The 24,225-nt window shown below is 64.5% G+C and carries 16 protein-coding genes; 1 reads left to right on the top strand and 15 read right to left on the bottom strand.

The genetic code is table 11. The annotated features are described in order from the left end of the window. Nucleotides 1-5 precede the first annotated feature (5 nt). From G3A44_RS14315 to G3A44_RS14270, 10 genes are all read right to left on the bottom strand, one after another. Nucleotides 6-4,760, bottom strand: a complete 4,755-nt coding sequence (locus G3A44_RS14315; protein WP_163458213.1) for a glutamate synthase-related protein — start codon at nucleotides 4,758-4,760, stop codon at nucleotides 6-8. A gap of 136 nt (nucleotides 4,761-4,896) precedes the next feature. Continuing rightward, complete coding sequence (locus tag G3A44_RS14310; protein WP_163458212.1) at nucleotides 4,897-5,595, bottom strand: transposase; 699 nt, start codon at nucleotides 5,593-5,595, stop codon at nucleotides 4,897-4,899. A gap of 21 nt (nucleotides 5,596-5,616) precedes the next feature. Then, nucleotides 5,617-6,738 (bottom strand): 3-dehydroquinate synthase, encoded by a 1,122-nt coding sequence (gene aroB / locus G3A44_RS14305; RefSeq protein WP_163458211.1) that lies wholly within the window; start codon nucleotides 6,736-6,738, stop codon nucleotides 5,617-5,619. Then, a complete protein-coding gene (locus tag G3A44_RS14300) occupies nucleotides 6,680-7,279 on the bottom strand; it encodes a shikimate kinase (protein ID WP_310734381.1) in 600 nt (199 codons plus the stop codon). The genes aroB and G3A44_RS14300 overlap by 59 nt, the downstream gene beginning before the upstream one ends. Further along, nucleotides 7,276-9,264, bottom strand: a complete 1,989-nt coding sequence (locus G3A44_RS14295; protein ID WP_163458210.1) for an Ig-like domain-containing protein — start codon at nucleotides 9,262-9,264, stop codon at nucleotides 7,276-7,278. The genes G3A44_RS14300 and G3A44_RS14295 overlap by 4 nt, the downstream gene beginning before the upstream one ends. Before the next feature lie 175 nt (nucleotides 9,265-9,439). Further along, a complete protein-coding gene (locus tag G3A44_RS14290; RefSeq protein ID WP_163458209.1) occupies nucleotides 9,440-11,590 on the bottom strand; it encodes a type IV pilus secretin PilQ in 2,151 nt (716 codons plus the stop codon). Beyond that, complete coding sequence (locus G3A44_RS14285) at nucleotides 11,587-12,081, bottom strand: pilus assembly protein PilP (RefSeq protein WP_310734380.1); 495 nt, start codon at nucleotides 12,079-12,081, stop codon at nucleotides 11,587-11,589. Before G3A44_RS14285 ends, G3A44_RS14290 begins: the two co-directional genes overlap by 4 nt. A 35-nt stretch (nucleotides 12,082-12,116) precedes the next feature. Next, nucleotides 12,117-12,845 carry a type IV pilus inner membrane component PilO gene (locus G3A44_RS14280; RefSeq protein WP_163458207.1) on the bottom strand — a complete coding sequence of 243 codons (729 nt, stop codon included), beginning with the start codon at nucleotides 12,843-12,845 and terminating at the stop codon, nucleotides 12,117-12,119. Further along, nucleotides 12,842-13,492, bottom strand: coding sequence for a PilN domain-containing protein (locus G3A44_RS14275; RefSeq protein ID WP_163458206.1), 651 nt, complete (start codon nucleotides 13,490-13,492; stop codon nucleotides 12,842-12,844). The genes G3A44_RS14280 and G3A44_RS14275 overlap by 4 nt, the downstream gene beginning before the upstream one ends. After that, complete coding sequence (locus tag G3A44_RS14270) at nucleotides 13,489-14,568, bottom strand: pilus assembly protein PilM (protein WP_163458305.1); 1,080 nt, start codon at nucleotides 14,566-14,568, stop codon at nucleotides 13,489-13,491. The genes G3A44_RS14275 and G3A44_RS14270 overlap by 4 nt, the downstream gene beginning before the upstream one ends. A 204-nt stretch (nucleotides 14,569-14,772) precedes the next feature. On the opposite strand from G3A44_RS14270, the gene G3A44_RS14265 reads away from it, so the two are divergent. Then, on the top strand, nucleotides 14,773-17,160 hold the full coding sequence (locus tag G3A44_RS14265; RefSeq protein ID WP_163458205.1) for a penicillin-binding protein 1A: 2,388 nt from the start codon (nucleotides 14,773-14,775) through the stop codon (nucleotides 17,158-17,160). A 64-nt stretch (nucleotides 17,161-17,224) separates the two neighbouring features. Here G3A44_RS14265 and G3A44_RS24115 read toward each other — a convergent pair whose 3' ends face one another. The 5 genes from G3A44_RS24115 to G3A44_RS14240 form a co-directional block, all read right to left on the bottom strand. Then, complete coding sequence (locus G3A44_RS24115) at nucleotides 17,225-18,340, bottom strand: glycosyltransferase (RefSeq protein ID WP_163458204.1); 1,116 nt, start codon at nucleotides 18,338-18,340, stop codon at nucleotides 17,225-17,227. After that, on the bottom strand, nucleotides 18,337-19,149 hold the full coding sequence (locus G3A44_RS14255; protein ID WP_163458203.1) for a DUF707 domain-containing protein: 813 nt from the start codon (nucleotides 19,147-19,149) through the stop codon (nucleotides 18,337-18,339). Before G3A44_RS14255 ends, G3A44_RS24115 begins: the two co-directional genes overlap by 4 nt. Nucleotides 19,150-19,285: 136 nt before the next feature. Next, entirely contained in the window at nucleotides 19,286-21,016 is a 1,731-nt protein-coding gene (locus G3A44_RS14250) for an ABC transporter ATP-binding protein (protein ID WP_163458202.1), read from the bottom strand. A 50-nt stretch (nucleotides 21,017-21,066) separates the two neighbouring features. Next, nucleotides 21,067-22,638 (bottom strand): glycosyltransferase, encoded by a 1,572-nt coding sequence (locus tag G3A44_RS14245; RefSeq protein WP_163458201.1) that lies wholly within the window; start codon nucleotides 22,636-22,638, stop codon nucleotides 21,067-21,069. 40 nt (nucleotides 22,639-22,678) lie between these two features. Further along, nucleotides 22,679-23,755 carry a glycosyltransferase family 2 protein gene (locus tag G3A44_RS14240; RefSeq protein WP_163458200.1) on the bottom strand — a complete coding sequence of 359 codons (1,077 nt, stop codon included), beginning with the start codon at nucleotides 23,753-23,755 and terminating at the stop codon, nucleotides 22,679-22,681. Between the last annotated feature and the right edge of the window lie 470 nt (nucleotides 23,756-24,225).

Below are 24,225 nucleotides of genomic sequence, written 5' to 3'. Positions count from 1 at the left end.
GTCACTCACTTGGCCGCGACGGCCTTGCTGCCCTTCTTGTCGCCACCCTTGGCCTTGACGACGGCGTCCGCCGCCTGCTTGCGGGCATTGATCTCACCGAGCGCGCGCTTGTACTCGTGCGGGAAGACCTTGACGAACTTCGGCAGCGAGGCGGCCCAGTTGTCGAGGATCTCGCGGGCACGCAGCGAGCCGGTCCACTTGTGGTGGTCCTCGATCATCTTCTTGAGCAGGGCCTCGTCGGTCTGGTCGCGGTGCCAAATGGCCTTGTCCATCGATGCTTCCTGCTCGGCCGCCGTCAGCACCTTGTCCAAAGCCACCTGGGCGGTGTTGCAGCGCTTGGCAAACAGCCCGTCCTCGTCGTAGACGTAGGCCAGGCCGCCGGACATGCCCGCGGCAAAGTTGCGGCCAGTCTTGCCCAGCACCACGACGGTGCCGCCAGTCATGTACTCGCAGCCATGGTCGCCCGTGCCTTCCACGACAGCCGAAGCCCCGGACAGGCGCACACCGAATCGCTCGCCGCCCACACCGCGGAAGAAGGCCTCGCCACTGGTGGCGCCCATCAGTGCGGTGTTGCCCACGATGATGTTGCGGGTGGAATCGCCACGGAACTCGATGCTCGGGCGCACCACGACACGACCGCCAGACAGGCCCTTGCCGGTGTAGTCGTTGGCCTCGCCGATCAGGTACAGCGTGATGCCCGGCGCCAGGAAGGAAGCAAAGCTCTGGCCGCCGGTGCCCTCCATCTGGATGAACAGGGTGTGGTCAGGCAGGCCTTCCGGACGGTGCTTGATCAGCTCGCCCGAGAGCATGGCACCCACGGAGCGGTTGACGTTGCGGGCGTCCTCCATGAACTGGACCTTCTCGCCCTTCTCGATGGCCGCACGGCTCTTCTCGATCAGCTTGACGTCCAGCGCCTTGCCCAGGCCGTGGTCCTGGGTGTCCAGGTGCAGGCGGGCCACATCGGTCGGCACGGCCGGCACGTGCAGCACACGGGAGAAGTCCAGGCCCTTGGCCTTCCAGTGGCTGATGGCCTTCTTGGTGTCCAGCAGGTCGGCACGACCCACCAGCTCGTCGAAGGTGCGGATGCCCAGCTGCGCCATGATCTGGCGGGCTTCCTCGGCGACGAAGAAGAAGTAGTTCACCACGTGCTCAGGCTTGCCCGAGAACTTCTTGCGCAGCACCGGGTCCTGGGTGGCCACGCCCACCGGGCAGGTGTTCAGGTGGCACTTGCGCATCATGATGCAGCCTTCGACCACCAGCGGCGCGGTGGCAAAGCCCACCTCGTCAGCGCCCAGCAGTGCGGCGATGACCACGTCGCGGCCAGTCTTCATCTGGCCATCGGCCTGCACGCGCACACGGCCGCGCAGACGGTTCAGCACCAGGGTCTGCTGGGTTTCGGCCAAGCCGAGTTCCCACGGCGTGCCGCAGTGCTTGATGGACGACCAGGGCGAAGCGCCCGTGCCGCCGTCGTGGCCGGCGATCACGATGTGGTCGGCCTTGCACTTGGCCACGCCAGCGGCCACCGTGCCCACGCCAACCTCCGACACCAGCTTCACGCTGATGTCCGCCTTGGGATTCACGTTCTTCAGGTCGTGGATCAGCTGGGCCAGGTCTTCGATCGAATAGATGTCGTGGTGCGGCGGCGGGCTGATGAGGCCCACACCCGGCACGGAGTGGCGCAGCTTGCCGATGTACTCGGACACCTTGCCGCCCGGCAACTGACCGCCCTCACCCGGCTTGGCGCCCTGGGCCATCTTGATCTGGATCTGGTCCGCCGAGACCAGGTACTCGGTGGTGACACCGAAGCGGCCCGAGGCGACCTGCTTGATCTTCGAGCGCAGGCTGTCGCCGGCCTTCATCTCGTAGTCGGTCTCGACCTGCTCGGCACCGATCACGTCAGACACCTTGGTGCCGGCGTTGATGGGGATGCCCTTGAGCTCGTTGCGGTAGCGTGCCGGGTCCTCACCGCCTTCACCGGTGTTGGACTTGCCGCCGATGCGGTTCATGGCCAGCGCCAGGGTGCTGTGGGCCTCGGTCGAGATCGAGCCCAGCGACATGGCGCCGGTGGCGAAGCGCTTGACGATGGCCGCAGCCGGCTCCACCTCTTCCAGCGGAATGGCCTTGGACGGATCGATCTTGAACTCGAACAGGCCACGCAGGGTCAGGTGACGCTTGTTCTGGTCGTTGATGATCTGGGCGTATTCCTTGTAGGTGTCGAACTTGCCCGAGCGCGTGCTGTGCTGCAGCTTGGCGATGGCGTCCGGCGTCCACATGTGCTCTTCGCCGCGGGTGCGCCAGGCGTACTCGCCACCGGCATCCAGCATGGTGGCCAGCACAGGGTCATTGCCGAAGGCAGCGCGGTGGTTGCGCAGGCCTTCCTCGGCAACCTCAAACACGCCGATGCCCTCGACCTGGGTGGCGGTGCCACGGAAGTACTTGTCCACCATGGCCTTGTTCAGGCCGATGGCCTCGAACAATTGGGCGCCACAGTAGGACATGTAGGTGGACACGCCCATCTTCGACATGATCTTCGAGAGACCCTTGCCGATGGCCTTGATGTAGTTGTAGATCGCCTTGTCGGTGGACAGGTCGGCCGGCAGCTCGGCGTGCATGGCCGCCAGGGTCTCCAGCGCCAAATACGGGTGCACGGCTTCGGCACCGAAGCCGGCCAGCACCGCAAAGTGGTGAACCTCGCGGGCCGAACCGGTTTCCACCACCAGACCGGCAGTGGTGCGCAGGCCTTCACGCACCAGGTGGTGGTGGATGGCCGACAGGGCCAGCAGGGCCGGGATCGCCACATTGGCGCGGTCCATCGCGCGGTCGGTGATGATCAGGATGTTGTGGCCACCCTTGATGGCGTCCACCGCCTCCGCGCACAGCGAGGCCAGCTTGGCTTCCACACCCTCCTTGCCCCAGGCCAGCGGGTAGGTGATGTTCAGCTCATAGCTCTTGAACTTGCCGTGCGAGTAGGCCTCGATGGCGCGCAGGCGGGCCATGCCCTTGAAGTCCAGCACCGGCTGGCCCACCTCCAGACGCATCGGCGGGTTGACCGCATTGATGTCCAGCAGGTTGGGCTTGGGGCCGATGAAGCTGTTCAGGCTCATGACGATGGCTTCGCGGATCGGGTCGATCGGCGGGTTCGTCACCTGGGCGAACAACTGCTTGAAGTAGTTGTACAGCGGCTTGTTCTTGTCGGACAACACGGCCAGCGGGCTGTCGTTGCCCATCGAGCCGATGCCCTCCTCCCCGTTGATGGCCATCGGGGCCATCAGGAACTTGATGTCTTCCTGGGTGAAGCCGAAAGCCTGCTGGCGATCCAGCAAGGATTCGCTGAAGGCGGCCGGGCCGGAGGCGTTGGCCGGCACGTCGTCCAGACGCACGCGCACGTTGTCGATCCACTGGCGATAGGGGCGGCCGCTGGCGTACTGGGCCTTGAGCTCCTCATCGTCAATGATGCGGCCCTGCTCGAAGTCGATCAGGAACATCTTGCCCGGCTGCAGGCGCCACTTCTTGACGACCTTGTTCTCGGGGATGGGCAACACGCCGGTTTCCGAGGCCATCACGACCAGATCGTCGTCCGTCACGATGTAGCGCGCCGGGCGCAGGCCGTTGCGGTCCAGCGTCGCACCGATCTGCTTGCCATCGGTGAACACCATGGCGGCGGGGCCGTCCCACGGCTCCATCATCGACGCGTGGTACTCGTAGAACGCACGGCGACGTTCGTCCATCATCTCGTGCTGTTCCCACGCCTCGGGGATCATCATCATGGCGGCGTGGGCGAGCGGGTAGCCGCTCATGGTCAGCAGTTCGAGCGCGTTGTCGAACACCGCGGTGTCGGACTGACCGTACAGGCTGATCGGGTACAGCTTCTGCAGGTCATCGCCCAGCACCGGCGACTTCATCACGCCTTCGCGGGCACGCATCCAGTTGAAGTTGCCCTTGACGGTGTTGATTTCACCGTTGTGGGCCACCATGCGGTAGGGGTGGGCCAGCGGCCACTTCGGGAAGGTGTTGGTCGAGAAGCGCTGGTGCACCAGGGCCAGGGCCGAGACGCAGCGCGGATCCTGCAGGTCCAGGTAGTACTTGCCCACCTGATCGGCCAGCAGCAGACCCTTGTAGATGATGGTGCGGCACGACATGCTGGGCACGTAGTACTCGCTGCTGTGCGTCAGCTTCAGGCGCAGGATGGCGCCCGAGGCGGTCTTGCGGATGACGTAGAGCTTGCGCTCCAGGGCGTCCGGCACGATGACGTCAGCGCCACGGCCGATGAACACCTGCTTGATGATCGGCTCGGTCTCGCGCACGGTGGGCGACATCGGCATGGCCTTGTCCACCGGCACTTCGCGCCAGCCCAGCAGCACTTGACCCTCGGCCTTGATGGCGCGCTCGATCTCCTGCTCGCAGGCCAGACGGGAAGCATGCTCCTTGGGCAGGAAGATCATGCCCACGCCGTACTCACCTGCGGGCGGCAGCTCCACGCCCTGCTTGGCCATTTCGGCGCGGAAGAACTCGTCCGGGATCTGGATCAGGATGCCGGCGCCGTCGCCCATCAAGGCATCAGCCCCCACCGCACCGCGGTGGTCGAGGTTCTCCAGGATCTTCAGACCCTGCTCGACGATCGAGTGCGCCTTCTGGCCCTTGATGTGCGCCACGAAACCGACGCCACAGGCGTCATGTTCATTGGCCGGGCTGTAAAGGCCGTGGGCGGCCAGGGCTTGGACTTCTTGTTGGGACGTGGATCCCGATGCAGCCGAGGTCATGGCGCACTCCTGGAACGTGACTAGGGATAGACCCGTATTAGGCCAAAGCCCTCCCCCCCCCACAAGAGAAATCAAATGGGGTCAGATCAACATTTAAAAACCACAACCCCGAAACGCATAATTAAATAGGGACACATCAAAGGCGCACCTTGGGAGGGCGTCCTCGGGGGCGACGGGGCCCCAGGCCCAGTTGCACCTCCAGGGTGGAGGCAAATTCCGCCTCGCCTACACCACGCCCGCCCCGCAGCCCGGCTTGAAGCCGCGGTGCCCAATGCGCCACCTCGGCCGAGTCGGCCCCCAGGAGCGCCCGATAGGCCAGCTCCCGCTCGAAGGGTGTGTTACCCAGCGCCCAGTAGCCGGGCGGATCGGTGACCAGTTGCTCCCGCCGCGCGCCGAGGTGGTGCATGGCGCTGGAGGCCGGGCTCTGCAGCAAGGTCGGTGCCAAGTGCTCCCGAAGCTCGGCGCCACTCTCCACCCAGGCCATAGCCGCCAGTTCGGCAGACCCCGGCTGCAGCGGACAGGCACGGAAACGTCCCGCCCAAAGCGTGCCCTGGCGGCCGTGGCGCAGGTTGAACGAGGCGACGTAGCGCCGGCCCAGGGCCTGGATGGCCAGGGAAAGGCCCTGGTCCTTCTCCGGCCGCAGCAAGAGGTCCACCCGGCTCGGCAGCAGGCAGAAGGCGTGCACCTGCACGCCGTGGCTGCGGACTGCCTCGGTCAGGTGGGCCCGAAAACGGGTCAAATCCTCATCATCGAGAAAGGCTGGCTGGCCCGCCAACGCGGTCAGGCGCACGCAATGGGCCAAGCCGGGCACCGCCAGACGGGCCTGTCGAGCCATCGCAGACGGACTCCGCCAACGTCAGGCTGCCGCCAAGCAGGCGCGCAGGGTCGGACGCACCTGCTCGTCGGGCACGGCCTTGACCACGGCCTGGCCCAGCCCCTGCAGCAGCACGTACCGGATGGCACCGGCCTCGGCCTTCTTGTCCACCGCCATGTGGTGCAGATATTCATCCTCGCCACCAGGCAGCGCGGGGGCTGCATCCGGCAGGCCGACCCGGCGCAGCAAGGTCCGCAGGCGAGGCAGCAGGTCCTGCGGGGCCATGCCCAGGCGGGCGGAAAGGTCGGTGGCCATCACCATGCCCGCCGCCACGGCCTCACCGTGGAGCCAGGTGCCAAAGCCCAAGCCGGCCTCAATGGCGTGGCCGAAGGTATGTCCGAAGTTCAGGATCGCCCGCAGCCCCGATTCCCGCTCGTCCTGGCCCACCACCCACGCCTTGATCTCGCAGGAGCGGCGAACCGCATGCTGAAGCGCAGACACTTCGCCGGCCACCAGCGCCACCGCGTTCTCCTCCAGCCAGTGGAAAAAATGGGCGTCGGTGATCAGTCCGTACTTGATGACTTCGGCCAAGCCGGCAGAGACCTCCCGGGCCGGCAGCGTGCGCAAGCTGTCCAGGTCGCAGAACACGCGCGCCGGCTGGTAGAAGGCACCCACCATGTTCTTGCCGCGCGGATGGTTGACGGCGGTCTTGCCGCCCACCGACGAGTCCACCTGCGACAGCAGGGTGGTCGGAATCTGCACAAAGGGCACGCCACGCATGTAGCAGGCGGCCGCAAAACCCGTCAGATCACCAATCACGCCGCCGCCCAGGGCATAGAGCACGGTCTTGCGATCGGCACCCTCGGCCAGAAGCCGGTCCATGACCAGCTCAAAGCTCGCCAGGGTTTTGAAGGCCTCGCCATCGGGCAGACTGATGACGAGCACCTTGCGATGTCTGGTCGCCAGCAGTGCCTGCAGACGGCTGGCGTACAACGGCCGCACCGTGTCGTTGGTGATGATCACACCAAGCGTGCCACCTGGCAGGCCTTCCCAGGCCCGGGGGTCACTCAACAGATCTTGGCCGATGCAGACGTCGTAGCTGCGCTCACCCAGGGCGATGTGTACCTTCGCCGGTTCCTGGTGCTTGTGCGTGTTGGGAGTCATGCGCGGGAGTGTAAGACCCACCCACGCCGCCCGCGGGCGCCAACCGGCCACTGAGCTGCGCCACCAGTTGCGACACCGTGCTGCGCCCCGTCTCCAACACCATCCCGGCCGTCTCGCGATACAAGGGATCGCGCACGCGGAACAGCTCGCGCAACCTCAACGCAGGGTCCACCCCTTGGAGCAGTGGCCGCGAGACGTCCTGCCGCAAGCGGCGGACCAATTCCTCAAGCGCCGCGCACAGGTAGATGACCACATGGCCGCTGCCGCGCATGGCCTCGCGGTTGGCCTCCCGCAGTACGGCCCCCCCGCCGGTGGCCAACACGAGCGGGTCGCCGCGATCCAGCAACTGGGCCAGGACACGTTGCTCCACATCCCGGAAGGACACCTCGCCAAATCGGTCGAAGTGCTCACGGATGGTGTGCCCCAGGTCGCGCTCGATCTCCACGTCTGCATCGACGAAAGACCAGCCCAGATGCTTGGCCAGATGCCGGCCCACGGTGGACTTCCCGCAGCCCGGCATCCCGATCAGGACCACGCTCACGAGCAGCCGGGCGTGGTCGGCGCCCCCACAGCCACTCCGATCCGGTAGGTGGTCGTCAAACCGCGCGATGAGGTCACCGACAGGTTGAAGGCCCCGCTCACAACGTCCTTGCCGAACTCATAAGAGACGGCAAGCGAAGTGGCGCTGGTGGTGTTGGGCACCGGGGAACCCGAGATCTTCACGGTCAGACCCGTCGTGGCGTCGGACACCGTGGCCACCGTGCCTGCGGCCATCGGGTTGAGCCGGATGGGGTTGGCATCAGCCAGCAGGAAGGGGATCGTGCCCGCCGCGCCGCCGAACCACGTCTGGCCCGACACGGCAAAGAAGTCCGACAGGCTCGACGTCGCCGGTCCGGTCTGCAGTTGACGGCGGACGCAGGTCGCACTTTCAAGGTGCTGGTACACCGAGCTGCTGGGGTACCAGAGCAGGCCCGCGCTGGAGGTGGACGCCACGATCTCTGCCGCCTGACGCACATACACCTGGCCGCTCCACGTCCCGTCGCAAGTGCCCGGGCGGTTGGGCACATCGGCCGACATGGCAAAGCGGGGATAGCTCGCCGCCGCACTGGTGTCGCAGGTCTTGTTCCAGCCAGAAAGACCCAGCGACACATATTCATCCTGGGTGGACGAATAGCTGTTGTCGTGGAGCATGTCCTTGGAGACATCGCCCATGTCCATGAACGGCTCGCCCGTGTCCCACTGGTTGTTGCCATTGGCGTCGAAGAACGACTCTTCACCCACCGCATAGGCCACCACCGTGATGCGGCCATCCAGCGGCATGTTGGAGGTCTGGCAGGCGTAGTTGGAGGTGGCGCCGGCGATGCCACGGGAGTCCTTGGCAATGCCTACGCTGGTCTGGATCTGACCGGATTCCGCCCAGAAGGAGATCTTGGTGTCGTTGGGCACCGGGTTGCCGCTGCGGTCCGCGGCGTAAACCACAAACTCGTTCTGCACCCCGTTGATGCTGTAGCACTCGATGTTGAGCGTGCCGGGCGCCATGGCAAAGCCAATCTGCGTGGGCAGCCCCACGCCGATGGCCAGGGCATTGGCGGTGATCGACACACTGGGCTTGTCGGTGAGCTGGGCCTTGATGCCCACGGGCGTGGGCACGGTGCCGGAATTGACGCGGACATCGACCAGGCCCGAGGCATTGGTGGTCTTGGTCACCGTGCCTGAGGTCTGGTCCTCCAGGGTGATGCCCCCGGCGGTCGAGGACAGGGTGAAGGTCACCTTCTGGTTGGGCAGCGGGGTGCCTGCCGTGTCGTTGACCTTGAAGACCACCGTCGAGGCCTCGGCCAAGCCAGAACCCTTGAGGTAAATGGTGGCCGGGCTGGCCGAGACGAACTCGATGGCGTTGGAGGTGGGCGTCTCCAGGAACAGCGCCAACTGTTCTTGGTCGCCACTGCCGCCCAGGGTGGCCGTCACCAGATCCTGCTTGGGCGAATCCTTCAGCGATGCGCCGCAGCCGTTGTCGGTGTAGAGCACAGAGAAGGAGTTGGTGGTGGTGGTCACGCTGGGCGGCGACATGGTCGCCTTGCCCAGCACCACGCAGGTGGAGGTCAGGGTGACCGTGGCCGGGGCCAGTTCGCTCACGCCAGTGAGGTTGACCGTCAAGGTGGTCTGGCCATAGGCCGCCACCGGCTGGCTGGCCGAGCTCCCGCCCCCAGCACCAGACTTGGCGGCGATGCTGACAAACTCAGCGCCCGAAGCGGTCAGCTGAAAACCCACCGAAGAGGTGGCGGAGCCGGCCGAGCCCGAGGTGGTCGCCGTCAGGACGCCAGCACCGGAACTCTGGCTGACCGCGGGCGACAGGGTCACCACCGCTTCGCCCGCACCATTGGTCAAGCCGGAAACGGCCGACAGGGTGGCCAGCTCATTGCTCAAGGAAAAGTTGACCACGGCGCCCGCGACCGCGTCACCATCGCTGTCGACCACCTTGGCCGTCACCGTCACCGGTGACGCTGCGGTGACCGTGGTACTGCTCAAGGTCACCGACATCGACACTGAATCGCTGCCGTCACCCGGATCGAAGGGATTGGTCCCCGAATCTCCTCCGCCACATCCCTGGATCAAAGCGGCCAGTCCGACCACCAACCCGATCAGACCTTTTCTGAGGGTATTCAGCATCTCTATATGCCCCGTACGAATCTTGTTGAATGCCTCAGCGCACGGCCGACCGCTCGGTCACGATCTTCGGGGTGATGAACACCAGCAGTTCCGTCCGGTTGTTGTAGCGGACGGTGTTGCGGAAGAGGTGACCCAGGAAAGGAATGTCGCCCAGCAGCGGAATCTTGCTGATGTCTTCGCGCTCGTCCTGGGTGAAGATGCCGCCAATCACCACCGTGCCGCCGTTCTCCACCAGCACCTGCGTGCGCACATGCTTGGTGTTGATGGTCGGGCCCGCCGTGGTGGTTTCGCCGCGGCTGTCCTTGCTCACGTCCAGGTCCAGCGTGACATTGCCTTCGGGCGTGATCTGCGGGGTCACCTCAAGACGCAGGGCAGCGGTCTTGAACTGAACTGCGGTGGCACCGCTGGAAGAAGAAATCCAGTACGGAATCTGCTCACCCTGCTCAATCAGCGCCTTGGTCTGGTCCGCGGTCACCACACGCGGTGACGACACGATCTTGCCCTTGCCCTCGGCCTCGAGCGCGGAGAGCTCCAGATTCAGGAACTGGTTGGCGCTGGCCTTGAAAAGCGACAGGGCAAAGGTGCCCGCCTGCGAGGTGGAAATGCTGCCGGAGGACGCGGGCAGGTTGACAAACTGGGTGCTGGAGTAGCCCGGGTCTGTGCTGGTCTGCAGGGTCTGATAGCCCACGGCGTTGTAGTTGCCACCGATGGCCACATTGCTGCTGCCCACGCTGACGCCCGGGGTGCCTCCACGCAGACCACGCAGGTCGGTCATGCCCAGCTTGGCGCCCAGGGCCCGCCCGAACTTGTCGTCGGCTTCCACGATGCGGGCCTCGATCAGCACCTGGCGCACCGGCACGTCAATCTTGGCGATCAGCATCGTGGCTTCTTCCAGCTTGCTGGGCACGTCCGACACGAAGATTTGGTTGGTACGGGCATCAAACAGCACAGAGCCACGGGACGACAGGATGCGGGAGGCCTGGGAGGCACCGCCACCCGACCCACCGCCCACCAGCGCCTTGGCCAATTCCTCGGCCTTGGTGTAGTTGAGCTGGAAGGCCTGCGTGCGCAGCGGCTCGAGCTCGGAGATCTTCTTGCGCGCCTCCAGGTCGACCTGTTCCTTGTTGGCCAGTTCCTCGCGCGGCGCCACCCACATCACGTTCCCGGAACGGCGCATCCCCAGGCCCTTGGCCTGCAGGATGATGTCCAGGGCCTGATCCCAGGGGACGTCTTTGAGGCGCAGGGTCAGGTTGCCCGTGACGGTGTCACTGGTCACGATGTTGAAGTTGGTGAAGTCCGCAATGACTTGGAGCAGTGCGCGAACTTCGATGTTCTGGAAGTTCAGCGACAACTTGTCCCCCTGGTAGCCGGCCCCATTGGCAAAGCGGTTGGGATCGGTCTTGACCGCACGCACCTCCACCACAAACTGGTTGTCGGCTTGGTAGGCACTGTGCTCCCAGTTGCCGTTCTGCTCCAGGGTGAGCCGTACCCGCTCACCCACCTGGGTGGCCACGATGGAACGCACGGGCGTGCCGAAGTCGGTCACATCCAGGCGTCGCCGAAGGTGGGCCGGCAAGTTGCTCTTGAGAAACTCGATCACCAGGCTCTGGCCCTGCTGCCGCAGGTCCACACCCACCTGGGCACTGGGGAGCCCGACCACGATGCGACCGGCACCGTCGTTGCCCTTGCGGAAATCAATGTCACGCAGGGAAGCCGGCGCGGCATTGCTCCCCACGGCAAAGTGCTCCGCACGCCCCGCAGCCTCGGCGGCCTCGGCCGTGGCCAAGGCGATCAGCAGGTACTTGCCCTGGCTTTCCACCTTGTACGTGGCCGGACGCTTGAGGTTGACCACCAAACGAGACCTGTCCGCGGCCTGCGCCAAGCTCACGCCACGCACATTGCCTTGGTTCAGGTCCACGCTGCCGCGTCCCAGGCCGTTCACCACACCAGGCAGGTCGATGGCGATGCGGGGCGGCGTCTGGATGGTGAAGCCTTGGGGCACCTGCGCCAAAGGTTGATCCAGTTCCACCCGGATCAACTCACCCTGCGGCTGCTGGGTGGCGGTGACGCCAAGCACCGCGTTCTGCGCCATAGCCGGAAGGGAGGCCATCAAGGCCAGGCAGGCCAGCCACTTCTTGCCCCAGGCGGCGCGCCCGAAGCCCTGCACGGGAATGCTGAATTTCATTTCTGGTTCTCCTGCAGTTCCAGGGTGGCCACGCGCTCCACCCATTCCCCGGCAGCGTCCTGCACGATTTCACGGACCTTGATCTCGGTGTCAGAGATGGCGGTCACCTTGCCAAAGTTCTGACCCAGGTACTCCCCGACGCGCACGCGGTAGAGGCGCCCCTCCACCCGCAGCAGGGCCTGGCGATCCCGCTGCAGCTGCACAAGGCCCACCATGGCCATCCCGTCGAGGGGGAAGGACTCCAGGACCTCCTTGCGCCTGCGCTTTTCGGCTTCTACCAGCTCGTTGGATGAGCTGCTTCGGTCACGGGCGCCGGTGGCCAGCTTGGCCACGCTGAACGGCTCCACCGCCGCGGCCACGTAGTCCGAGGGCTCGAACTGGCGTGGAGGGCTGATCTTCTCGATGCGCGGCCGAGCGAGCTTGCGCTGTTCGGTCAGCCAGGTCTGGATGTCCTGGTCCGCCGACCCGCAACCCACGAGCAGGACAGGCACGGCCACCAGGACCAGAGAACGGAACGTGGCGCCCATCACTTCTTGCCTTCCTTGGGCGCCGGCTTGCCCTTGCCCTTGCCCTTTTCCTTGGCCGCCGCTGCCTTGCGCGCCTGCGCCACCTCTTCAGGGTCGAGGTAACGGTAGGTTCGGGCCGTGGACTCCATCACCAGCGCCCCATTCGGATCCTTGGCGGCCGGCTGCACCACCAGATCGTGAAGGGTCACAATGCGCGACAGGTGCGCGATGTTCGAGGCGAAACGACCCAGATCGTCGTACCGCCCGGCCACCTTGATGGCAATGGGCAGCTCGGCGTAGTAATCCTTCACCACCACCTGCCCGGGGGTGATCTGCTCGACCTGCAGGCTGCCGCCGTCCCGTGCCGCATTGTTGATGTCGGACAGGAGCGCGTCGATCTCGGCCTTGCCGGGCAGCTGCTTCTCCAGTTGGGTCACATATTCCTGGACCTGCTGCTTCTGCTTGGTCAGCGCTTCCAGGTTGATGGCCTGGGCCAGTTTGTCGCGGTATTCGGTCTTGAGCTTCTGCTCCCGCACTTCCGCGGCCTCCAGGGCCTGGGTCTGCTCGGCCACCACCAGGAACCATCCCAGCGCCAAGGTGGCCAGGCCCGCCCCAACCCAAGCGGCGACCTTCGGCACGATGGGCCATTGGCCCGGCTCCTTGGGATTGAGGTCACGGAACTGCGACTGCACCGTGCTGGCAACCGCCGCCAGGTCGACGCGAGGAAGACGAAGTTGGGGTGACTTCATGAGGACACTCCACGGGGCGCCGAGGCAGCGGCCTTCACGCCCTTGGCCGCCTCAGGCTTGCCTGGCTTGGCGCCTTCCGCGACTTGCTGCTCCACCGGCTTGATCCGGACGCGGATCGAGAAATTCAGCGCGCGCCGGGCTTCCTTGCCTGTACCGACGTTGCCGGCCTTCACATCGATCAGCTCCGGCTTCTCCAGCATCTCAGAGTTGTAGCCGACATTGCGCAGGAACTCGGACACACGGTCGTTGCTCTGGGCGACGCCCGTGAGCGCCACCAGCGTGCCCGTTTGGCGCAAGCCTGTCAGGTAGATGCCCTCAGGCGTCTGCCGGGCCAGCTCATTGAGCAGCAGGACGGGTGCATTGCGGTTGGTCTGGAGGTCCTCCACCGCCTTTTGGCGGGCCTTGAGGGCATCGATGTCGTTGCGCAGGCTCGCGATATTGCTGATGTCTTGGTCCAGCTTGCCGATCTCCGACTGCAGGCGAGCGTTGCGCCCCTCCTGGGACGAGATCATCTGCTGGACGATGCCGAAGGCAAACACGGTCATGGCGACGCCCACCAGCCCCGCCAGGCCCAGGCCCGACAGGAACATCCGCTTGCGCTCCTTGCGCCGCGCTTCGCGGTGGGGAAGCAGGTTGATCAGAATCACTTGACGAACCTCCGCAGCGCCAGCCCGCAAGCCGTCAGGAAGGACGGCGCATCGCGGCGCAAACGCGCTTCGCGCACGCCCGATCCGATGACCATGCCTTCAAAGGGATTGACCACCCGGGCCGGGAATCCCGTCACCTCGGCCACCTTTTCATCCAGCTGCGCCAGCGAGGACGCGCCGCCGGCCAACATCACGCAGTTGACTTGGTGGTGCGGCGTGCTGGTGAAGAAATACTGAAGGGCCCGGCCAATTTCATGGGCCATGCTTTCCACGAAAGGCATCAGCAGCGTGGTCTGGTAATCCTCGGGGAGGTCGCCTGAGATCTTCTTCTGCTCGGCTTCGTCAAAGGAAAACCCGTACTGCCGGGAGATCAGCTGGGTGAGCTGGGCACCACCAAAAGATTGGTCACGGTCATAGACCATGTCGTCGCCGCGCAGCACCTTGAGGCTGGCGTTGTCGGCGCCGATCTCAAAAAGCGCCAACAGGGCATCTGGCTCAAACCCCAGGCTGCCCTCGCTCAGCCGCTTCATGGCCAGACGCGCGGCGTGGGACTCCACATCCAGGATGACCGGCGTGAGCCCTGCGGCCTCGGCCAGCCCCTGGCGGTCCTGCACCCGATCGCGCCGGGAGGCCGCGATCAGCACATCGACATCGGCGGGCGAGGCCGCGTTGGGCCCGATGACGCAGAAGTCAAGACTCACCTCATCCAGCGGAAACGGAATGTACTGATGGGCCTCTGACTCCACCTGGACTTCCATCTCCTCTTCGCGCAGCCCGGCGGGCAGCGTGATGCGTTTGGTGATGACGGCCGCCGCCGGCATGGCCATGGCCACCCGGCGGGTCTTGGTGCCGGAGCGCGAAACCGCCCGACGGACGGCATCGGCCACCTCGTCGAATTTCTCGATCTGCCCCTCGACGATCCAGCCCTTCTCAAAAGGCTCTAGCGCCATGCGTTCCAGCACATAGTCCCCATTCGGGGCACGACCCAGCTCCACCAGCTTGGCACCCGTGCTGCTGATATCCAGTCCCAGCAATGGCGGATGGCGCTGGCCAAGAATGCGATCTAACAGGCCCACTTCGTTGGCTCCGACGGCAGCAACCCCGTTGCCGAGTTGACAAAACACTTGAATGCTAGCAGCAAGACCATTGACTAACCAAGGAAAATGCCGGCACGTTCGCTACGCCTGTCGTGTTGCTGCGCCGACTTGGTAAGCAGATGAAAACCAGGTTTCAGCCCTTGGTTTCGCGACTCATTTCCTCATTGCCCGCACCGCGTCCTCATGACCGAACCCCACCACCCCCCTGCCCGGGCCCCCTCCGTTTCCTGGGCCAGACGCTTGACGCGTTTGTTCATCCGGTCGCTGCTGGCCGTGTCGGGATTGGCACTGGGCGGGGTGCTGGCGGCGGCCATCGTGGGGGCCTTCGTCTTTGCGCTCACCTTCCCCAAGTTGCCCGAGCTCGATGCGCTGACCGACTACCAACCGCGGCTGCCGTTGCGGGTCTTCGCGGCCGACGGCACGCTGCTGGGCGAATTCGGCGAGGAACGGCGGACCTTCGTGCCGGTGTCCGCGATCCCCAAGGACATGATCAACGCCGTGCTGGCCATCGAGGACGCCCGTTTCTACGAACACCACGGCGTGGACTACATCGGCCTTTTGCGGGCCGCCCTGGCCCAGCTGGAGTCCGCGGGCAGCCAAGGTGCTTCCACCATCACCATGCAGGTGGCCCGCAACTTCTTCCTCTCCACCGAGAAGACCCTCAGCCGCAAGCTCTTTGAGGTGATGCTCTCGCTGAAGATCGAGCACGAGCTCAGCAAGGAGCGCATCCTGGAGATCTACATGAACCAGATCTACCTGGGTCAGCGGGCCTACGGTTTTGCGGCTGCCGCCGAGGTGTACTTCGGCAAACGGCTGGGCGAGTTGTCGGTGGCCGAGTGCGCGATGCTGGCCGGCCTGCCCAAGGCGCCTTCGGCCTACAACCCGATCGTCAACCCCAAGCGGGCGGTGGTGCGGCAGCGCTACATCATCGAACGCATGCACGACCAGGGTTTCATCACACCCGAGCAGCGCGACACCGCCTTGGCGCAGACGCTGAAATACCGAACCACACCCGATCGCCACGCACAGGCGGACTATGTGACGGAAATGGCCCGGCAAACGGTTCACGCCAGCTTCGGCGGTGAGGCCTACACCCGGGGCTTGAACGTGACGCTGACCATTGACGCAGCGGAGCAGCAGGCTGCCTACAAGGCCCTGCGCAAAGGCCTGCTGGACTATGAGGCCCGCCAGGCCTTCCGCGGGCCCGAGGCGCACGTGGAACTGCCGGAGAACGCCAACGCCCTGGACCCCCGGATCGCCGAAGCCCTCAGTGACCGGCCCGAGGGCGACGAACTCCGGCCCGCCGTCGTGCTGACCGTGGAACCCCGCCGGCTGACGCTGGCCCTGCAGAACGGTGAATCCGTCACCCTGGCCGGCGACGCCCTGAAGTTCGCCGCCGCGGGGCTGCACCCCAAGGCCGACCCCAAGGTCCAGCTCAGGCGCGGCTCGATCGTGCGGGTGATGCGCAACGCCAAGGGCGAATGGCGCATGATCCAGATGCCCGAAGTCGAGGGGGCCCTCGTGTCACTGGATCCACAGACCGGCGAGCTCAAGGCCCTGGTGGGGGGATTTGACTTCAGCCGCAACAAGTTCAACCACGTCACCCAGGCGTGGCGGCAGCCGGGTTCCAGCTTCAAGCCCTTCATCTACTCGGCAGCCATCGAGAAGGGATTCAACCCCAGCAGCGTGGTGGACGACTCCCCCCTGTTCTTTGATGCGGGCAGTACCGGCAGCCAGCCCTGGGAGCCCAAGAACTACGACGGCACGTTCGACGGTCCGATCACCCTGCGACGCGCCTTGGCCAAGTCCAAGAACATGGTGTCGATCCGGCTGCTGATGTCGGTGGGGGTGGAGAACGCCCGCGACTGGGTCACCCGGTTTGGCTTTGACCGGGACAAGCACGACCCCTACCTCACCATGGCGCTGGGCTCGGGATCGGTCACGCCGCTGCAGGTCGCCTCCGCCTATGGCGTGTTTGCCAACGGGGGCTACCTGGTCCGGCCGGGGCTGATCTCACGCATCGCCGACAACCGCGGCAAGGTGCTTTACCAGGCCCGCTTCCAGGCCCCCGACGAGGCACAGCGCACCCTGCCCGCCCGCAATGCCTTTGTCATGAACACACTGCTGCAGGAGGTGACCCGCGCCGGAACCGCGGCCAAGGCGCCGGTGCAGCTCAAGCGCACCGACCTGTACGGCAAGACCGGCACCACCAATGATGCGATGGATGCCTGGTTCGCGGGCTTCCAGCCCTCCCGTGTGGCCGTGGTCTGGATCGGCTTCGACACCCCGAAGAAGCTCGGGGACCGGGAGACCGGCGGTGGCCTGGCGCTGCCGGTGTGGATCGACTACATGGGGGTGGCACTGCGCCAGCAGCCGGTGATGGAGTACACCCCGCCCGAAGGCATCACCTCCGTCAATGGCGAATGGCTGTACGTGGAGTCGGCGCAGGAGGGTGGAGTCAACCGCCTGAGCCTGCCGGCATCGCCAGCCTCCGCCCCGCTGCCCGCCGAGCCGGCCGGGCCGCGCACCACCGAGGCCGAGCGGCGCAGCATTCTGGAGCTGTTCCGCTGAGCCTGTTGCCCCGGGGGCGGCGCGAGCCGCGGCCCGGCGGAGAGGCCCCCTGGCCGCAGGCGCCTCAGCCGCCCGCGGGTGGCCGGGCCAGGGACTGCAGGATGAGACGGTCGTATTCGGCCTGCGTCCGGGTCCAGGAGAACTCTGCACACGCGCGTTGGCGTGCGGCGGTGGCGAGCCGCTGGGCCAAGGCCTCTTCGGTCAGCAGCCGGTGCAGTGCAGCGGCCAGGGCGGCGGGGTCACGGGGAGGCACCAACAAGCCATCCACGCCATCCCGCAACAGCTCCTGCACCCCTGGCACCGCACTGCCCACCACGGCCATGCCGGCAGCCATGGCCTCCAGCAAGGTCAGCGGCATGCCCTCATAGTGGGTGGACAGCACACCTACGCGCAGCCCGGCCATCAGGGCAGGCACGTCATCATGGTGACCGGGCACCTGCACCTGGTCCTGCAGGCCCAGGGCCTGCACCTCGGCACGCAAGGCCTGCAAACGCTCCGGCGTCCCTTGCCCCACCAACCAGGTCGGCGGCGCCAGACCGTGATCCCGCCGCAGCAGGTGCAAGGCCTGCAGCAGGGTGGCATGGTCCTTCTGGGGCACCAGCCGTGCCGCCATCACCAGGCCTGGCTGACGCTCGGCCAGCGGCCTCCCGGCAGCTGCGCCAAAGCGGGTCAGGTCGATGCCATTGCCAATGGTGACCGTCCGCCCCGGCGCCAGCCCCATGGCCAGCAACTGCTGGCGGACACCCTCCGACACGCCGATGGACCAGGCGGTCCTTCCGGCGAGCCAACGGGCCAGCGCACGACGCCAGCGGCTATAGCGCTCGCGGCTGTTGTGCTCCACATGCATCAGCACCGGCACACCCGCCCACCAGCCCGCGCAGCGCGCATACAGGTGCTCGGGAAAACCATGCGCCACCAGGACCTGTGGCCGATGGCGCAGACACAACCGTCGGACCGCCCGCACCGTGGCCCAGCGGCTGCGGGCCGGCACCGTCTCCACGGTCAGTCCCTGGGCCTGCAACGCCTGCCAGCGACTCGGGTCATCCCCAGGCTTGACCGACAGCACCAGCACAGGCTGGTAAAGGCCCGCCTCCAGCCCACCGCGCACCAGCTGCGCGGCCACTTGGGTGGACCCGGTGAAGCTGCCGGCCACCACATGGAAGACCACCGGGCGGTTCACAGGCCCTCAGCCTTGCCCTGGCGCCGGCGCTGGCGCATGCGGTGCAGCGCGTACTTGCGCCGCCAGGCCCATTTCAACGCGTCCCACCAACCCAGGCCGGAAAGGCGCACCCCCCCGTGACAGGTATGGGGTGCCAGCACCATGGCGCGCTGCGCCTGGTAGCGGGTCACCACGTCGGCCCGGTCGGCGCGGGGATCGAGGTCCGGGTTGTTGGCGTAGAGGTTGCCGCCCAGCGCCCGCGTGTGGCGCACCGGCGTGGCGTCGATGACCGCAATCGCCCGTTGGCTGCCACGGGCCGCGAGCTGCGGCCAGACAAAGTCCAGACCCCAGCCGCTGCGGCTCTCGGTGAAGGTGGGCAGGCAGGCCTTGAGGGCGGCCCGGCTGAAGATCGGCGCCATGACCTCCACAAACCCGGTGTGGCGCAACACGTAGCGGGGGTCCTGCAGGAGCAGATCCCAGCTGTAGAAGGAGTCCTGGGTGAGGGCCGGCTGCGCCAGGGCCAGGCCAAAGCCATGAAACAACGCAAACATGCGGTTCAGGGTGTGGGCATCGGCGGCCAGATCGTCGTCGGGAAACCAGAAGGCGTCGTACCGATCCAGCAGTTCGGGCCGGGACGCCAGCAACTCGCCGATGCAGGACCACTTGGGTCCCGGGCGGTGCTCGTAGTAGGTCGCGTCGGCCTGATGGCGACCGGCCTGCTTGCCGTAGTAGCTGATGAACAGGTCGAAATCGGGGGTGGCGCCGACCTGCCATTGGGGGTGCAGTGAGCCATCGCCGGCCCGCAGGATGATGAGGTTGCGCTGGGACATCTTGCCTCTGGGTCCAGGCCGCGCCGATCCGCCGTCCGGCGCCGCCTTGCTGAACGGGCCCGAGCCCTGAGGGCGGCACCGCGGGCGCAAGTGTAGGCGCAGGCAGGGCCGGCCCCAGGGCCACTGCCACGCGGACTCAGGCCATGGACTGGGCGTTCACCATGCCGGCGTACAGGCCCTGGCGGGCCATCAGCACCTCATGCGTGCCCGACTCCACCACCCGCCCTTCCGAGAGCACGTGGATGCAGTCGGCGTTGCGCACTGTGCTCAGGCGGTGGGCGATCAGGATCAGCGTCTTGCGGCCCTGCCACTGCTCGATGGACTGCTGCACGATGCGCTCGGACTCGGTGTCCAGCGCTGAGGTCGCCTCGTCAAAGATCCAGATGCGCGCGTCCTTGTACAACGCCCGGGCAATGGCCAGCCGCTGGCGCTGCCCACCCGAGAGCCGGTTGCCGTTGGTGCCCACGGCCGTCTGCAGCCCCTCGGGCTGGCTCTGCACAAAGTCCCAGAGGTTGGCCGCACGCAGGCACGATTCCACCTTGGCGGCGTCAAAGGGCAGCGCGTAGGTCACGTTGTCCGCGATCGAGCCCTCGAAGAGGACGATGTCCTGGGAGACCACCGCAAACTGCTGGCGCAGCGAGAGCTTGCGGATCTCGGGCAGGGACACGCCATCCAACCGAACGGCCCCCTCCTGCGCCTGGGCAAAGCCCAGCAGGGTGCTGACGATGGTGGTCTTGCCGGCACCGGAGGCGCCGACCAACGCGGCCGTGGAGCCGGCGGGGATGTTGAGGGATAACTCGGAAAGCGCCTTCGTCTCACTGTCCGGATACTTCAAGGTCACTCGATCGAACTCGATGTGGCCCGACACGGACGACCTGTCCAGAACCACTTCACCCGCATCAGGCTCACTAGGCGTATCCATGAACTCAAAGCAGACACGCGCCACGATGAATCCGTTGATGATGGGCTGAGACACGTCTGTGAGGTGACGCAGCGGGGAAATAATCATGAGCAAGGCGGTGATGAAACCGACGAACTCACCCACCGTCGCCCCTCCCCCTTGGGCATTCAGGATAGCCATGGTGAGTATGGCCGACACACCCAGGCTGGCCACCAACTGGGTCAAGGGTGTCATCGAGGCGGCCGCTGTTCCGTTCTTCACCACAGCGCGCCGGAGCCTATCTGCCTCAGATAGAAACCTGGAGACTTCGAAATCACCGGCATCGAAGGTTCGCACCACCCGCCACGCCCGGGCGATGTCGTCGGTGATGCCGATCAGCCTGACCTGAGACTCGTAACTCTTTCCTGCAGCATGGAGGATTCGCTTCTGAACGATGCGCACCACGATCGCCAGCAGGGGCATGGTCACCATGGAAACCATGGTCAACCACCAATTCAGGTAGAGCAGATAACCCACCAGGGCGATGAACGTGGTGCCATCCCGCAGCAGCGTGACCACCGCTCCCTGCAATGATCCCACTGCGGCCTGCGGATCATTGATGATCCGAGCGGCCATGACCCCTGGCCCCATCCGGGCATACAAGGGCGCATCCGCCTTGATCATGGCCCGGACCATATCCGCGCGCAGATCCATCACTACCCGCGCGTTGGAGGTGGTAAAAAGGTAGGCCCCTGAGAACTGGAACAACCCCCGGCACAAGAACATTCCTACCAGAATGATAGGAACCCACCAGACGGGAAATCCGAGATCGGCCTTGAAACCGGTATCCAGAAGCTTCCCGAGCAATGCTGGGACCAGGGGCTCCATCATCGCAGCCAGGAAAAAAAACCCGATGCCACTCAGCATGCGCACACGCGTCGCGCGGAAGTAGCCCAGAAGCCTGAGGCCTGTTTCCTTGAAAGTCAACAAATGAGCAGCCTTTGATCTACACGCCCAAAATATTCCCTACGAAAGAATCAGCTGTTCTTGGCATCAGCCGACAAAACAGAACCTAAAACTTCCGTTTGACCTGCGACATCGACGCGACCGCCCAGCAGTCCGCGCAGCACCAGTCGGCGGCCCCAGGACCGCTGATCGTGTGGGCGCTTCAAGCACAAGCGGGCCACCTTCCACCAACTCAAATGTCGCCGGCCACGGAATATTTGGGCACTCGCACGACTGAGGTATTCCGCCCTGAACTTTTCGTCGATGATCGAGAGCGCCCAGATGTGGGTACTGAGCTCCACTTTCACCAGCTGCTCCTCCACTTTTCTGGTGAGCGAGTTCTGAAGCTGGCCATCCAGCCAGTCAAAGATCTCAAAGTGGACATACAACCTGCCGTCACGAACGGCAATATCCTGACCAGGCCGCTCCTGCCGGTAAAAATAGTAGTGCTCCGGAATGCTGGAGACAAAACCAGCATGGACCAAGGCGCAGAATTGGAACGGCAGATCATCAAACCGCCGTATGTGCGCAGGAAAATTAATGCCGTTCTTCTTCAGGAAACTCCGACGGTAGATTCGCCGCCAAATGGTGGGCCGCACCCCGAGGAACGGATGACCACCCCGCGTCAGCGCGGGAAATCCCTCTGCCACCGGCTCACGCCGGCCCGAATGGTCGAAAGCCAGGGTGAACCCGCACTGTGCGATGTCGGCATGGTGCAGGACGGCGGAACGATAGAGGTCTTCGTACATGTGCACGTCGACCCAGTCATCGCCGTCGACGAAGCCCACGAACTCGCCCGTCGCATGCTCAAGGCCAGTCATTCTGGCGGCAGCACACCCAGCGTTTTTCTTGTGGATGACCTTGATGCGCCCGGGAAAGCGAGAAGCCCAATCGTCTGCCCTTTGGCCAGAGTCATCAGGCGAGCCATCATCGATGACCAACACTTCGAGGCGCCGCAAAGTCTGCAGCGCAAGGCGCTCTAGGCAGTTATCCACAAACCGACCCACGTTGTAGACCGGAACCACCACTGAAACCTCAACTTCCGCAGGGGCCTCGCTGGTGAAAATACGCTGCCCAAGGTCTGAAAAATTCAGATAGAACGCGACTCCCTGGTCCCGAAGGCGCCGATAAAGGTCCATGGGATCCATGGCCGCAGATCTCAGCTCGCCGCAAAGTGTGACGATCCGAGACTCAATCTGATGCAGTCGCGATAAGAATTCAGCAGCAAATCCGCCACGGACTTTGACGAAGAGGTTACGGCCTCCCTGCCCATCTGGATGACGCTGGAGAAACTCATCGAAGGTCTCAAAATTATCAACGCGGCCCGGGAAGATCTCACGCAGCCGGTCGAGAACTCCGGAAACATAGTCACTGGCGCGTTCGACGACAGTCACCTTCAAATCCGGAGACCCTTCCAGAAAGGCCACGACATCCAGACCAGAGCCAAGGCCCAGCAGGACAGCCTGCGTCTCGCCAGACACTGGACGGTGATAGGGTCCAACGTCAGATGAAAAAACGGCATAGGCATCTGCATCCAACTGCGCCTCGTCAACCACCCCGCGCATGATGGACTTGGCCTTTTCAATCATTGGGAATCTGTACATTTAATCGTACCTCCTCTGCATTTCCCTGCGAGTCACCAATTCAGGCGCCAAGTCGCTTGAAACCCATGCGGATCAATTTCCGATTTCTGGCAGCAAACGAAATCACCGACCACTTGAGCAGCCGCCCTTCCTCCAGCCGAAGCTGAATCAATTCTTTCATCCCATCCATGTACGCCAGCGCCAAAAATGCCTGCCGCCGCGTACGGAAAAAGCGCCGCATGCCTTGGGCCACCACATCGCGGGAAATCCGCCCATGGAACACGGCCATGGATTGCTCCACGAACTGGCCGATCGCGGCATAGGGAACGTTTTTGCCACACCAAAACACCATCCTGAGGATGAGTGCCAAGACGGCAGCCCGCCCCTCGGCGCTCAATCCTTCTTCATCGCATGCGTCAAGCGCTTCTTTGGCGCCATGCAGCACATCAAAGCGCCGCATCCCTTGCTCACCGGTGATGGCGCCATGGCGCCCTACCCGGTAATAGAAGCCCGTTTTGTTGAGCAAGCCGACATGCCGGGCCTTGCAGAGTGATCTGACGTGCGGTCCCAGATCCTCATAATGAGCGCCGGGTTCGAACCTTATCCCTGCCTGCTCGAAGAATTCTCGGGCGATGATGCGAACGTTGGCATTGGGCTCCAGGGTGAAAATGGAGGGATGCCTTGCCCAACTGGTGACCACGTAGTCATTTTTCCCGACAATCTCCTCAAAGACCGAGCCGTCATAAAAATCGTGGCTCCAACCGGATACGTTGTCAAAGGCAACCGCACGGCAGAGGAAGATCTCGCAAGATCGCTGCCGGGCGATCCTCGCCATTTCCCCGTAGACCGACACATCAATGAGATCGTCGCTGTCACAGAAGGCGACGTACTGTCCGCGCGCCACCCGCAGTCCGCTGTGTCGTGCGGCCGAAAGTCCAGCATTGGGCTGATCCAATACCTTGACAGGGATGTGCTCGTTTTCCCGGGCCCAACCTAATACTTTTTGGAGGGTCCCGTCAGTGCCGCCATCATGGACCACGATCAATTCGAAGCTCACACCAGGATGACCTTCAAATCCGGCAAGCGTACGACCTATGTAGTCCTTGGTGTTGTAGGCCGGAACGATGAAGGAAATCAACGGCGAATGGTCGCTTGACCATGATGAGGATTCAAAAACTTCCACTGATTATTTCTCTATATATTTGGTGCCAAGCATGCTAGTGAGAACCACCAGACTTTCCATCATCAGTCAGGTGACTGGCATGTTGCGTTCTCTTCTAGTAGAAAGTGATTGTAAAGAGCATTGTCTGACGCTCCCTTGACCCAACGCTGCACTGGCCCGACAGATGCGGCTCCAGCGGCGATGGACAGTGGATACGGCCACATGCTGGCCGCGTCAATCCTACGAAGCTACCCAGAACTTGGGGTTCCATCCGGCGACTGACTTGTCATTCCGAGCGCCGAACTCCGCTGGTTGGGCCGGCTCTGTTGCACAAATCCGTGAGCAGACGGCATGACCCCAGCCCCGGACGGACTCATGCCACGGCGACCACCGGCACGGTCTGCGGTCGGCCGATCTGACTGAAGCGATTGAGCACGGCCACGCGC

Source organism: Ideonella livida (assembly GCF_010499455.1).
GTDB lineage: Bacteria > Pseudomonadota > Gammaproteobacteria > Burkholderiales > Burkholderiaceae_C > Ideonella > Ideonella livida.
Note: the sequence above shows the minus strand (reverse complement) of the source record. Positions and strands in the feature narration are given on the sequence as shown.

Excerpts from the sequence above, each read along its gene's own strand:
- G3A44_RS14255 (WP_163458203.1), bottom strand. The coding sequence starts at position 19,149 with ATGTCCCAGCGCAACCTCATCATCCTGCGGGCCGGCGATGGCTCACTG.
- G3A44_RS14310 (WP_163458212.1), bottom strand. The coding sequence starts at position 5,595 with ATGGCTCGACAGGCCCGTCTGGCGGTGCCCGGCTTGGCCCATTGCGTG.
- G3A44_RS14280 (WP_163458207.1), bottom strand. The coding sequence starts at position 12,845 with ATGAAGTCACCCCAACTTCGTCTTCCTCGCGTCGACCTGGCGGCGGTT.
- G3A44_RS14290 (WP_163458209.1), bottom strand. The coding sequence starts at position 11,590 with ATGAAATTCAGCATTCCCGTGCAGGGCTTCGGGCGCGCCGCCTGGGGC.
- G3A44_RS14315 (WP_163458213.1), bottom strand. The coding sequence starts at position 4,760 with ATGACCTCGGCTGCATCGGGATCCACGTCCCAACAAGAAGTCCAAGCC.
- G3A44_RS14265 (WP_163458205.1), top strand. The coding sequence starts at position 14,773 with ATGACCGAACCCCACCACCCCCCTGCCCGGGCCCCCTCCGTTTCCTGG.
- G3A44_RS14245 (WP_163458201.1), bottom strand. The coding sequence starts at position 22,638 with ATGTACAGATTCCCAATGATTGAAAAGGCCAAGTCCATCATGCGCGGG.
- aroB (WP_163458211.1), bottom strand. The coding sequence starts at position 6,738 with ATGACTCCCAACACGCACAAGCACCAGGAACCGGCGAAGGTACACATC.